This is a genomic window from Peribacillus sp. B65, assembly GCF_058513295.1.
Genome location: NZ_CP195840.1, coordinates 3,156,107 through 3,168,505, shown reverse-complemented (window position 1 = coordinate 3,168,505; position 12,399 = coordinate 3,156,107). Strand labels below are relative to the sequence as shown.

The following is a 12,399-nucleotide window of genomic DNA, read 5'->3' as shown; positions in this document are numbered from 1 at the left end:
ATATGTAGAAGAATTACAATTTCTTGACTTAGAGTAAACTCTAAGTATTATCCTTTCTTTATAACACAAGTTAAAAAAGAAGAAATAGACATATCAGTTTTAATGGAGGGGTTATATTGACATATACTATTGGAGAATTTTCTAAAATAGTTGGGCTAAGCGAACATACATTGAGGTTTTATGAAAAAGAAGGGTTAATAAAAGTAAATAGAGACGATAACAATGTCAGAATTTACTCGGATGAAAATAAATTATGGATTGAATCATTGCTCCACCTAAAAAATACAGGGATGTCACTAAAAGACATGAAACGATTTGCCATGTGGGGGCATATGGGGGATAAAACCATGGAAGAAAGATTAGCTCTGCTTAAAAAGCATCGCAAAAAAGTAGTGGAAGAATTGGAGAAAATCCATCAAAGTTTAGAGCATTTGGATAATAAAATACATTTTTATGAAAATGAAGTAGGAGACTGTTTCTCTTAGAAATTAAGCATCTGGTTGGTTTTTCATTTACATCTTTTGGGTAACCCTCGTACAGACAGCTTTCTACATCGTGTTTTTCTCGAAAATAAAAAACACTTGCGTTAGAGTGCTCTCTAGGGAGTAACCTATTCTTACACCATTTAATAAAAGAAGGGTTAATCAACCCTCTACAAAATACGACAAACTAACAATGTTTGATTAATATTATTGGAGAAAGAGGTTAAAGAATGAACGAAAAATATAGAAACGTTTTTAAATCTTTTACATTTAAAAACGGGATTACCCTTAATAATAGAGTGGTTATGGCACCAATGACAACTTGGTCCAGTAATGATGATTACACGGTTTCAGATGAGGAATTAACCTATTACAAAAAAAGAGTAAACGGAGTAGGACTTGTGATTACAGGTTGTACACATGTGACTCGAAACGGAATCGGTTTTACAAATGAATTTGCAGCTTATGACGATAAATTTACGCCGGGCTTACGTAAATTAGCTGAAACCGCGAAAAGTGGCGGAGCTGCTGCTATCCTTCAAATTTTCCATGCAGGTAACAAAGCACTACCGGATTTGACACCAAATGGAGAGGTTGTTAGTTCCAGCGCTTTAGTGACTGAAGCTACTGGATTTGCACCTTCAGTACTACCTAAAGAGCTTTCTCATGTCGAAATAATGGAAGTGATTCATGCATTTGGAGAAACAACTAGAAGAGCAATTGAAGCAGGTTTTGACGGCGTTGAACTTCATGGTGCACATGGTTTTTTAATGCAAAACTTCTTTTCACCTTTCTTCAACAGACGAGAAGATCAATGGGGAGGATCATTGGAAAATCGCATGCGTTTCCCACTGGCAATCGTTCAAGAAGTGAAAAAGGTGATTGAAAAGCATGCAACAAAACCTTTTATTTTAGGATACAGGATATCTCCTGACGAACACCAAGAAGGCGGTTTGAGAATGAAGGATACCTATGTATTGATTGAACGCCTGATTGAAGATGATGTTGATTATGTGCATGCTTCATTGGCTGATGCTCTTTCTTCAAAGCCAGTCGACAGTCAAGATGAAAAGACATATCTTGAGTTGGTTGTTGACCATGTAAACGGACGAGTTCCTGTACTGGCTGCTGGTTCTATGGTAACTCCGGATGATGTTGCTAAAGCATTAGATAAGGGACTTACCCTAGCTGCAATTGGCCACGCGTTAATCATGAATCCAGACTGGCTTGAAAAGGTTCAAAATGGACAAGAGTCTGAGATCCAAACAGTGTTAAAGGCTTCAAAGGTTAATGAGCTTGACCTTCCAGAAAAACTTTGGGGCGTCATTCAAGCTTCAGGCACATGGTTTAAGATTGAGGAATAATCTAGAACAAACGGTTGATTAACTAAAGGGGCAAGGGAGGTTTGCAAGGGAGATGTCTTCAGTTGCAGCATCTCTCGTCAAAAAAGAAGCCTTGGCCCAACTTGACAAAGGCTTACACGTATGGACGGACTTGTTAAAAGGGATAGCAGAGGCAGAAGCCAAGTAGAATATTGCTGAAGCTTTTGAATGGTTTGGGCATGCGGCTGTAATGGACAAGACTTTGAAAATGCTGCCAAAATATGCAAAACAAGTGGCAAGCCCGCTTAGTATTATTGACAAGATCACTATAGTGGATACAGGCAGAAGAGGCGTGAATGGCGAGGCTAATAAAGTGACTGAGTATGCAACGGATTTTAATGGCCCCAATTTTACGAACCAACTGGTTCGCAGGCACAAGTTGATCTAAAGTAATCATTTTAAGTTGATCTCGCTGAATAGAATCATGTTTAGAAAGCATCCTCATTACACAAGTTTTAATAATTCTATTTTAAAACAATAAAGACTTTAGTCAAAAGGTTCTATATAGTAGTTAAACCAATTGATTGGAGCGGGTGTGTGTGACCCCGCAGGCGTAAAGGCGCCGAGGGCGGACCGCCCGTGGAAAGCGAGTTTCTGGAGCGGAAATCAACGTCTAAATTATAACTCATAAAAAACTGTAGGCAAACTCGATTTTCATCGAGTTTGCCTACAGTCCGAGGTAAGAGCTACTTGTATGCTCTTACCTTTTTTGAATGGTTTTCGCTAATAAGAGGCAGGATCAGTTTATCTGGACTTTTATATTTAACAAATATGTTCGTCATCCTCGGTTTTCAAGTAATTCATCATCTTTTGTTTTTGGTGGGAATAATGAAAGCAATTAAAGTAATAGGAAAAGTCATCAAAAAAGAGAGGGTTTTTATCATCGAAGCCATAAGAATTTAAAAAATCCGAGATTACTTTTTCTTGTTCCACTAGATCGAACAATCCGGATATATAAAAATGATAACTGAATTTATCATATAAAAAAAGGTATCCTGTATCATCAAAAATATTTTTCACAGTATGACCATCCAATTCTAACTCACTCCTTCCTTACCAATATACCTTTTTATCGATGAATTTATTCAGTGCTCATCTTTTAGGGAATATTATTATATTTATTGCAGCGTGTTTTTTATACCTTCAATACATTAAAGATATGAAATAAATGCAGGCAGCAAGAATCGGGAACGAAAAAAGCACATCCAATAAGGATGTGCTTTCATAAAGGTATTATTTGTACATTTCAGCCACTTGTTTTTGCAATTCGCCATTTTCAAGGTACTCATCATAACTCATTTGCTTATCGACTGTACCTTTTGGAGTAAGTTCAATGATTCGGTTCGCTATAGTTTGGATGAACTGATGATCATGTGAAGAGAAGATCATAGATCCTTTAAAGCTGATTAAACCGTTGTTTAATGCCGTAATCGACTCTAAGTCCAGATGGTTAGTAGGTTCATCAAGCATCAGGACGTTCGAACCGCTTAACATCATTTTGGAAAGCATACAGCGGACTTTTTCGCCCCCTGAAAGTACACTTGCCTTTTTCGTGACTTCATCGCCAGAGAATAACATTCTACCCAAGAAACCGCGCAGGAAGCTTTCGCTCTGGTCATTAGGAGAATATTGACGGAGCCAATCGACAAGATTTAAATCGACACCTTCAAAGAATTCAGCATTATCCTTAGGGAAGTATGCCTGAGAGGTCGTAACGCCCCATTTGAATGAGCCGCTATCCGGTTCAATTTCACCTGCCAAGATTTTGAACATTGTTGTTTTAGCAATCTCATCTTTACCGACAAATGCAATTTTGTCGCCTTTATTCATCGTGAAGCTGACATTATCCAATATTTTTACGCCATCGACCGTTTTCGAGATTCCATCTACACGAAGCAGGTCGTTCCCGATTTCACGTTCAGGAGTAAAGCCGACATATGGATAGCGGCGTGAAGAAGGCTCGATGTCATCCAAGCTGATTTTGTCCAATAATTTCTTACGGGATGTCGCTTGGCTCGATTTGGATGCATTGGCACTGAAACGCGCGATGAAATTTTGAAGCTCTTTGATTTTTTCTTCTTTTTTCTTATTGGCATCTTGAGTCAGTTTAAGGGCAAGCTGGCTTGATTCATACCAGAAGTCATAGTTACCGATATAAACTTTGATTTTACCGAAATCAAGATCCGCGATATGTGTACAAACTTTGTTAAGGAAGTAACGGTCATGGGAAACTACGATAACAGTGTTTTCAAAGTTGATTAGGAATTCTTCCAGCCATTTGATCGCTTTTAAGTCCAAGTGGTTGGTAGGCTCATCCAATAAAAGAACATCCGGTTTACCGAATAATGCCTGGGCAAGCAATACTTTAACTTTGTCGCCACCGTTTAATTCAGCCATTTTCTTTGTATGCAGGTCTTCCGTGATGCCAAGGCCTTTTAAGAGGATTGAAGCTTCAGGTTCAGCTTCCCAGCCGTTTAATTCGGCAAATTCTCCTTCAAGTTCGGCCGCTTTCATTCCGTCCTCGTCGGTGAAGTTTTCCTTCATATAGATAGCATCTTTTTCTTGCATGACTTCATATAATCTTTCATGTCCCATAATGACAACTTTAAGGACTTCTTCCTCTTCATAAGCGAAGTGATCTTGCTTTAGAACGGCAAGGCGTTCGCCAGGACCCATATGGACATCGCCGGATTGCGCTTCAATTTCACCTGAAAGGATTTTTAAGAAAGTGGATTTACCCGCACCATTCGCACCAATCAGGCCATAGCAGTTACCAGGAGTGAATTTTATATTAACATCTTCAAACAGTTTACGATCGCCATAACGTAAACCAACATTATTTACTGTAATCATTTATTTACATTCCTCCAAAATACTTTTGTTTCAACGTGTCCAACACTTTGTTTCATTAGTTATACGCTGATTCATACAAACAGCAGTTTACGATCTTGTATGTTTTAAACTGTGCATCATTTAAATTGTATCTTATTTCTTAGGAAAATTAAAGGCAGATTAGCAAAAACAAACGTTTATAAGCAAAAATTACACAGAGATTTAATTTTGCTTATAAAATGTCACCAATTATGTAAGTTTTATTTTTTTGTTAAAGAATTAGGTGGGTACAAAGACTTATTACGCACCATCCTTATTATTGGTAATATAGGTAACTGTAACTAACACAACAGGAGGATTTTAAATGAGCGATTCAGTAGGTTTTTGGAAACGTCTTTTTGCAGGATTTTTGGATGGCATAATAGTGTCTTTTCCATTAGCGATTATTTTCGGGTTGATTACCGGTGATTGGGAAAATGAAAACTTTTCAACGTTTTTCAACTTTCTTTACATGCTGATTGTCCCGATATTATGGTATGGCTATACAGTGGGTAAAAGGATTATGGGAATACGCATAGTACGGGTGGACGGAAGGAAATTAGGCATAGGCACAATGCTATTGAGGTATTTAGTTGCTGCTTTGGTTTATGCCATTACATTTGGGATAGGGTTTATTGTCAGTGCGTTCATGGTTGGCATAAGGAAAGATCATAGAGCGATACATGATTTCATAGCAGGTACGTACGTGACATCTATTAAACCATGATTAATTGTTAAGCAGTTTAATAGCTGCTTTTTTTTTATGAAAATCTACAATTCCGAATAAGAAATGATTTTTCGGCGGGGAAATTACAAATTAAGATATAAATATTACATTGGAAACCACGTTAGAATATCTATTCCATTAATACAGTGGCAGTTAGGAACCAAAAAGCACTTAACCTCTATGGTCAAGTGCTTTTGTTATTCAGAACCTCTTTATTTTGATTAATGATGATTTTATTTCTTAAGATCATTTCCTTATTATTAAGTCCAACATTGAGTTCTTTGGTATTATTCACTTTTTCCAGCAATGATACTACAGATATTTCCAATAATTCAGAAACAGGCATATTTGTTTTGGATGATAAAATTTCAAGTTCATGGATTAATTTAGGGGATAGCATTGGTTGTTTTTCATTTATTTCCATGACAGTACCCACTTTCTTAAGAAAATTATGTAATTGTAATTTAAGTATATAATGTGAGTTTCCGATAAAACATTAAGTTAGCATTATTTATGTTAAGAATTGATGACAATAGCAGCAGTTCATAAGTCAACGTATTATTTCTAAATCAACGTAATATATAGTGTATTCTTCGAATTATATGAAATATAAGGGAAGGGGTAAATTTTAACTATATAATTCTATGTCTCCAGATTTGTCAACCATTGGCTTTTCTGATAGTATAAATGTCCATTTCGTATTAGCATCGGCATTTTAAGTTTGATAAATACACAAGGAAGGGGAATGATTTTATTGGGAAATCACCCTGATTTTGAAAAGGAACGACAGCGGCTGGATTTTACGAAACGTTATATCGATGTAGTCATCAAAACATCAGAAACAAGCAAAGATCAATTTCAGAGGAATATGCAAGAAGCTTTTGGCGATGCCGATTGGTCTGAATCAGCCTTATATTCACAGCTGCTGACGACGGCCAACTTTTTTGAGATGTCCAAAACCGAACTTGAAAGTTTACGCAAAGCAAGTAAAAAACCCTACTTTGCTAGAGTGGATTTTGAAAGAAATGACGGTGATAGAGGCGAAGTCCTTTATTTCGGAAAAGCATCGCTTTATCAGAGGGAAAGCCAGGAACAGATTATTGTCGATTGGCGTTCACCGATTGCAAACCTGTATTATGAGGGACGGATTGGTGAAATAGAATATGAAGCGGAAGGGGAGACATTCAGCGGGAACATTACTTTAAAAAGACAGCTAATGATAGAAGAAGGTATCCTGGAGGAGATTAGGGACATTGATTTGACAACAACCGATGAATTGTTGCAGGAATCCCTTTCCAAAAGTTCCAGCAATCGATTGACAGATATCATTACCACGATCCAGGAAGAACAAAATAAAATCATTCGGGCAGATTTGAATAAACCTATCATTGTTCAAGGCGCAGCGGGCAGTGGTAAAACCACAATTGCTTTACATAGGATCTCCTATTTCATTTATCACTATAAAGACTTGTTCGATCCGCGTCAATTGATGATTCTTGCTCCGAGCCGGGTTTTCATTGATTACATATCTGAAGCTTTACCTGAATTGGGAGTCGAAAAGGTAAAACAATTTACATTTTCGGAATATGTTCAGGCAGCGATAGGAAAGCAAGTGAAGCTTATCGCGGATGATAAATTAACTCGATTGCTGGAAAATGATGATGAAGAAATTAATTCAGCCGTCTGGATATCAGGTCTGAAGGGTTCCCCTGCCTTTAAATATATATTGGACGAATATGTAAAGGATATTTTCAGGGGCTTTCATCCAGATGCTGATTTTTATTGTGATAAATATCGCCTCTATTCCGCTAAGAAGTTCATTAGATTATTGGAAGAGGATTATTGGTATTTACCGTTATACAGCAGGCTGGACAAACTGAAGGCCATACTACAAAATGAAGTGAAATTGAAAAAGAAAACAATCCTTGAACGTGTAGTTGATTTTTATGATGCCAAAATTGAGAAAGCTCTTTATAAGAATATCGATCCAGTCATTCGCAAGGACTTTGTTACAAAATGCCTCGATAAGAAAGAGGAAAGGATGGGGCAGGTCCAAAAGGCGATCCGTACTTCGGTAAAAGGGTATTTTAAGCAATTCAAAAGTAAAGATCTCCTGGATTACTATCAGGAATTATACCAAGATCCCGAGCGTCTCGCCTCGTACAGTAACGGTAAACTTACTGTTGAAGATGCCAGTGTTTTATGTGAGTATAATCATAAATTATTCTCTGCTAAAAGTTATGAGATGGAGGACTTAGGAGCATTATTATATCTTCATGAGCGGCTTTTTGGTGTCGATAAAGAAAACAAAGCAAAAAATGTCGTCATTGATGAGGCACAGGATTATAGCTTCATGCAGTTACAGGCATTAAAGACGGCAGTGGATACCGATATGTTCACACTAGTAGGAGATCTCGCGCAAGGCATCCATTCATATCGCGGACTTCAAACGTGGGACGAGGTTCACAGTCATATTTTCCCTCGGGCGACTTATACTGAATTACAAAAAAGCTACAGAACAACTGTTGAAATAATGAAAAGAGCTAATGGAATACTTCAGATGTTAACATACGATTTCCCGGAAGTTGAACCTGTAGTTCGTCATGGCAAGGAACCAGAATTCATTTCAATTGAAAAGGAAGGTTGGGAAGAAGAGCTGATCGATCTTATCGCAAGCCTTAAAGGAGAAGGTTTTAAAACGTTTGCCGTTATTGCCAAAACGATGAAAGATTGCAAACTGGCAAACGAGAAACTAAGTGGATTTCATCAAGGCTTTCATTTAATAGATGAAGCGGGAAACATCCCAAAAGATAAAACGTTGATTGTTCCATCCTATCAAGCCAAAGGTCTCGAATTCGATGTCGTATTTGCAATATCCCTCGAAGAAATGTATTGCCATGGAAATGAACTTGATATCAAATTGCTGTACGTAACAATGACAAGGCCATTGCACCGGCTTTATTTTTTAGGTAATGAGAAAAAAGCCTTCCTTATCGAGACATGAGAGGGGGAGGGTGGAGAGTAACCACCCTCCTCGGGAATGCTTACAAATGCAAAAGGATATCATGAATATCTTCCCACCCGAAACCGACTTCGATAAGCTCGATGCCTGCCATTTTAACGGTTTTTTCAGCTATCACTTGACCGCCAAGTGCTCTGTAAAAACCGCATGAAGGATTATCCTTTAATGCCCATATTATTAAATTCTGATGTTCCATTTTCATAAGCTCATGTATGACCGCTTTTATCATTTTTCGGCCGAGTCCCTGTCGTTGATATTCTTGTAAAAAATAAATGGCATATACTTCACCTTGAATATGCGGATCATTCGTTTGTTCAGGGCCGCCAGCAGCGAAACCGACGATTTCCCCATTGGCGTTTTCCGCTACAAAGGTGGCATTATGCAGCATCTTTAAATTTCTAATCCAGTTTTTCTTTTTGGCTTCCAGATTCATGGAAGACAAATATTGATCTGGGAGGATTCCTTTATAAGTCGTTTTCCAGCTGTTTATATGTACATTTGCTATTCCACGTACATCTTGTTCCATGGCTTTCCTTATCTTCATAAAAACACCTTCTGAATATCGTATTTTCCCCTAGAATATCATGGAAAAAGCGAATAAGCATTTTATTTATGTTTATAAATGCATGAGAAAGGATATGAAATAAAAGAGTGATTCAACCAGACGAAGGGAAGGATGAGAAAGATGAAATTGAAAGTTGGCTTTTATTTTCCGGGCGGCAAAGAACTAGAGCATGAGGTAGAAGGCGATGACTCAACTCAAATGATTTCAAACATTCAAAAGCACCGTTATTATAATCTAGTTAAAGGCGATTGCCATTATGTAGTAGATACGGAAAAAGCAGCTTATTTTTCTGTAACGGAAATATTGGATTGAGATCAACCGCATTGGACTTTTGTTCCATTGCGGTTTATTCTTTTTGTTGTAAGGAAACAGGAAAAGGAGTATCGACAATGAAAATCAATTTTACCAAGAAACAGTATGAAACATTATTCAAAATGGTTCAGTACGGATATTGGGTTGCTTCCGATATTGAAGATAATAAAGAAGAATTTAGTGAGATGGAACAGTATATTAATTCCTTTGCCAAAGATTTCGGCGTGGAAGGAGTACAGTTTGTGAAGGAATATGAAATTTATGATTTGACTCGGGAATTGGAGGATCAACTTCAAACAGTCATAAATGAGTATGAAGAAGGAGTGTTCAGGGATAAGCTTGCCTATCATTTGGCTAGAAAAGAGTTTGCCGAGGAGTCGGAAAACCATGAATATAATCAGGAGGAAGCGTTTATCCGTATCATGGAGCTCGAGGAAAAATACCATCTACATATTGAAGAACGCGGGTTAGGGAAATTGAAAATGGAAGAATAAAAAGAGAGGACTTTATTTGTCCTCTCTTCAGACTGTAGCCAAATTGGATAATTATTATGATTGCCTACATTTTTTTGAGGGAGTGTCAGAATATGAACGTTGATTTCCACTCCAGGCACTCGCTTTCCGCGGGCGGTCCGGGAGCCTCCTCGGCGCTCTTGGCGCCTGTGGGGTCTCCCTTGGTCGCGCTTTTCCCACAGGAGTCTCGTACCTTCCGTTCTAATCAACTTTGTTTAATAATTCAGATGGAAGCCCTTTTGTCTACAAGAGAGAGGAATTAATTTGTCCTCTCTATTCTCAATCCGAGAAGTCATGATTTCCATGTTCACCACGTATGCCATCATTACGGAACGGTTTTATTCACCAGGATTATGGCCTAAATTTTTAACTGTGTATTGGAAAAATGCGATTAAGTCATTTTGTGATGTAAAACCTGCTTGTGCAGTCTGTTCGTTCCCTCCGCCTTTCCCATTATACGAACTGAGTTCAGCTTTAAAATATTGTCCGCAATGAAAGGGGATGTCCCCACTGTGTGAAAGGATGACCTTTTGCTCCTTACGTGATGCTAATAATACGGTAACCTTTTCCTTTTTTACAATCGTACTTGCAAGGTAAAGCAGTTCTTTCATTGAGCTATCTTCGAAAATATGAGAGATGAATCCCCCTCCATTTTCTGCAAGCAGGGAGTCAGCAAGAAAATTTGCATTTTCAAGTTTTAAGTTTTCGTTTGCCGATAGCAGCTGCTTATAGTCATTTTCCAATTTTTCCACCCTATTCAGTATCTCTGTACGTCCGGTATTGAACTTATTCGATAATGCTGAAAGAATTCCTAGGCTTTCGGAATAATCGTTCAATGCCCTGTTGCCGCACTTAAAATAGAGACGGGTATGTTCTTTCTGCTTCTCAGCTTTGAAAATTTTTATTAAGCCAATCTCACCAGTACGCCCTACATGGGTTCCGCCGCAAGGGTTATATTCAATCCCTTCTATCTCAACTATACGGATATTCTCTGAAACTTTAGGCATTTTGACGACAGGAAGTGTCTGTAATTGCTCGTTTGTCACGTAATAGATAAGTATTTCGCGATTCTCGATAATATATTGATTAACTAGCTTTTCAGCAGCAGCCGTATGTACTTCAGTCCATTGAAATCCTGTCATTATATCGATCGTTATATATTCCTTCCCAAGGTGAAAGCTGACTGTATTAGAGTCGAACAGTTCCCTGCAGACGGCAGAGAGTAAATGCTGGCCGCTATGCTGTTGCATATGATCAAAGCGGCGGGACCAATCAAGTTCACAGTGAACGATCTCTGAATCTGGCCGTCTCTCCACCTTATGAAGAATCTTTCCATCATTGTCTTTTATAACGTCAAGAACGGTGATTCCTTCTATTTTACCAGTATCTGCAGGCTGACCGCCCCCTTCGGGATAAAAAGCGGTTTCTTCAAGAGTGATATAGTAAAAGCCATTTTCTTCAATGGTCTCCCGAATTTTGGTATCCCATTGGGAAGTCTTGGTGGACGTGTAATACAATTTTTTTGTCATGTATGATTTCATTTTCCTTTCAGTTGATCCTTAAATTATATCACCGAAATACCAGAGTTTGAAATCGCGGGTTTAGAAGATTAGTTAAAGTAAATAAGTAAACTTTATGACAAATCCTAAATAAATTGTGCAAGATGGCAATTATCCATGTTGATTTTATTGAAAGATTTATTGGAGGATAAGGGGTGGATGGTCATAATGAATGCCGACCCCGTCAAAGCGTCAAATCAATATTCTGAAATGCAGCCGGATTGCCTTATTCTTGATATTCAGTTGCCTGCAAAGGATGGTTTTCAAATCTTCAGGAGATTCATCTTAATAACGAAAAATATGTCATACCGAAGATCATGAACAGTATTCAGAACGATAAACATAAACGGATAAAAGCATTCAGGATGGGTGCGGATGATTTTATTGGTAAGCCGATTGATATCGATGAGTTTATTGTAAAGATAGTAAGGCATATACAGCGGAAGAAAATCTTTGATCAATCGGTCCTTATTGATGAGTTGACACAGGTATATAATAGAAGATTTCTTGAAGATACACTGAAGCGGTCAGGGCGTCATTTTACGATAAGCATCATTGATCTTTAACACTTTAAAAGGGTGAATGATCAATACGGACACTCGGTGGGGGATCTTGTACTGGTTGAGTTTGCACAATTCATTAAAAGCAATATCAGCAGTTCGGACTTAATCAGCTAAAAAGGAGAGCTGGACGGCTGGACGAACTTGAGGGAATTAAAAGGTTCCGCTGATTTGAATGAGATTCCCGTTTTTGTATCGACCGCACTTGACGAAAGGGAGAAGGGAATTTCATTGGGAGCAAAGGATTATTTAGTTAAACCGTATAAACCGAGCCAATTATCCAAAGTGATCATGTATACTTTATTAAGTAACGGTAAACAAGGGCATATTCTGGTTCCGCAGGCATTCCATGAAGAAAGCAAGTGTTAAAAAATAAAAAACCGTAATAGGTATACAGAACAACAAAA

At 38.0% G+C, this 12,399-nt stretch carries 15 protein-coding genes and 1 pseudogene; 11 read left to right on the top strand and 5 right to left on the bottom strand.

Annotated features, from left to right (window positions below; genetic code table 11):
- The first annotated feature begins 116 nt into the window (after positions 1-116).
- From ACSR9O_RS15490 to ACSR9O_RS15480, 3 genes and pseudogenes are all read left to right on the top strand, one after another.
- Positions 117-485 carry a MerR family transcriptional regulator gene (locus ACSR9O_RS15490; RefSeq protein ID WP_260357827.1) on the top strand — a complete coding sequence of 123 codons (369 nt, stop codon included), beginning with the start codon at positions 117-119 and terminating at the stop codon, positions 483-485.
- A 227-nt stretch (positions 486-712) separates the two neighbouring features.
- Positions 713-1,846: an NADH-dependent flavin oxidoreductase gene (locus ACSR9O_RS15485; protein ID WP_491724656.1), complete on the top strand. Its 1,134-nt coding sequence runs from the start codon at positions 713-715 to the stop codon at positions 1,844-1,846.
- A 133-nt stretch (positions 1,847-1,979) separates the two neighbouring features.
- Positions 1,980-2,198: pseudogene (locus ACSR9O_RS15480) on the top strand (flotillin domain-containing protein); the annotation flags it as partial.
- Positions 2,199-2,626: 428 nt separating this feature from the next.
- On the opposite strand, the gene ACSR9O_RS15475 reads toward ACSR9O_RS15480, so the two are convergent.
- A complete protein-coding gene (locus ACSR9O_RS15475; protein WP_491724655.1) occupies positions 2,627-2,899 on the bottom strand; it encodes a hypothetical protein in 273 nt (90 codons plus the stop codon).
- Positions 2,900-3,097: 198 nt separating this feature from the next.
- Positions 3,098-4,717: an ABC-F family ATP-binding cassette domain-containing protein gene (locus tag ACSR9O_RS15470; RefSeq protein WP_101225131.1), complete on the bottom strand. Its 1,620-nt coding sequence runs from the start codon at positions 4,715-4,717 to the stop codon at positions 3,098-3,100.
- Positions 4,718-5,060: 343 nt separating this feature from the next.
- Between ACSR9O_RS15470 and ACSR9O_RS15465 the strand changes: the two genes are divergently transcribed.
- Complete coding sequence (locus ACSR9O_RS15465) at positions 5,061-5,462, top strand: RDD family protein (protein WP_101225130.1); 402 nt, start codon at positions 5,061-5,063, stop codon at positions 5,460-5,462.
- Between the two features lie 184 nt (positions 5,463-5,646).
- Here the strand turns inward: ACSR9O_RS15465 and ACSR9O_RS15460 are convergent, their stop codons facing one another.
- Complete coding sequence (locus ACSR9O_RS15460; RefSeq protein ID WP_101225129.1) at positions 5,647-5,886, bottom strand: hypothetical protein; 240 nt, start codon at positions 5,884-5,886, stop codon at positions 5,647-5,649.
- 297 nt (positions 5,887-6,183) lie between these two features.
- Between ACSR9O_RS15460 and ACSR9O_RS15455 the strand changes: the two genes are divergently transcribed.
- A complete protein-coding gene (locus ACSR9O_RS15455; RefSeq protein ID WP_491724654.1) occupies positions 6,184-8,466 on the top strand; it encodes a HelD family protein in 2,283 nt (760 codons plus the stop codon).
- Between the two features lie 40 nt (positions 8,467-8,506).
- On the opposite strand, the gene ACSR9O_RS15450 is transcribed toward ACSR9O_RS15455, so the two are convergent.
- Complete coding sequence (locus tag ACSR9O_RS15450) at positions 8,507-9,028, bottom strand: GNAT family N-acetyltransferase (protein ID WP_260357823.1); 522 nt, start codon at positions 9,026-9,028, stop codon at positions 8,507-8,509.
- Between the two features lie 141 nt (positions 9,029-9,169).
- On the opposite strand from ACSR9O_RS15450, the gene ACSR9O_RS15445 reads away from it, so the two are divergent.
- Together ACSR9O_RS15445 and ACSR9O_RS15440 are read left to right on the top strand one after the other, a co-directional pair.
- Positions 9,170-9,361: a hypothetical protein gene (locus tag ACSR9O_RS15445; RefSeq protein WP_034307314.1), complete on the top strand. Its 192-nt coding sequence runs from the start codon at positions 9,170-9,172 to the stop codon at positions 9,359-9,361.
- 77 nt (positions 9,362-9,438) lie between these two features.
- Positions 9,439-9,855 (top strand): hypothetical protein, encoded by a 417-nt coding sequence (locus tag ACSR9O_RS15440; RefSeq protein WP_452445152.1) that lies wholly within the window; start codon positions 9,439-9,441, stop codon positions 9,853-9,855.
- A 356-nt stretch (positions 9,856-10,211) separates the two neighbouring features.
- Here ACSR9O_RS15440 and ACSR9O_RS15435 read toward each other — a convergent pair whose 3' ends face one another.
- The gene (locus ACSR9O_RS15435) at positions 10,212-11,402 is read right to left on the bottom strand and encodes an alanyl-tRNA editing protein (RefSeq protein WP_491724653.1); all 1,191 of its coding nucleotides are present in this window, start codon (positions 11,400-11,402) and stop codon (positions 10,212-10,214) included.
- A gap of 147 nt (positions 11,403-11,549) precedes the next feature.
- Between ACSR9O_RS15435 and ACSR9O_RS15430 the strand changes: the two genes are divergently transcribed.
- Genes ACSR9O_RS15430 through ACSR9O_RS15415 form a run of 4 tightly spaced genes read left to right on the top strand, consistent with a single transcriptional unit; the run spans position 11,550 to position 12,361 of the window.
- On the top strand, positions 11,550-11,753 hold the full coding sequence (locus ACSR9O_RS15430) for a response regulator (RefSeq protein ID WP_101225124.1): 204 nt from the start codon (positions 11,550-11,552) through the stop codon (positions 11,751-11,753).
- Positions 11,750-11,998: a PleD family two-component system response regulator gene (locus ACSR9O_RS15425; protein WP_230175797.1), complete on the top strand. Its 249-nt coding sequence runs from the start codon at positions 11,750-11,752 to the stop codon at positions 11,996-11,998. The genes ACSR9O_RS15430 and ACSR9O_RS15425 overlap by 4 nt, the downstream gene beginning before the upstream one ends.
- A 12-nt stretch (positions 11,999-12,010) precedes the next feature.
- A complete protein-coding gene (locus tag ACSR9O_RS15420; protein WP_363320527.1) occupies positions 12,011-12,109 on the top strand; it encodes a diguanylate cyclase domain-containing protein in 99 nt (32 codons plus the stop codon).
- A gap of 27 nt (positions 12,110-12,136) precedes the next feature.
- Positions 12,137-12,361, top strand: a complete 225-nt coding sequence (locus tag ACSR9O_RS15415) for a hypothetical protein (RefSeq protein ID WP_491724652.1) — start codon at positions 12,137-12,139, stop codon at positions 12,359-12,361.
- Positions 12,362-12,399 lie beyond the last annotated feature (38 nt).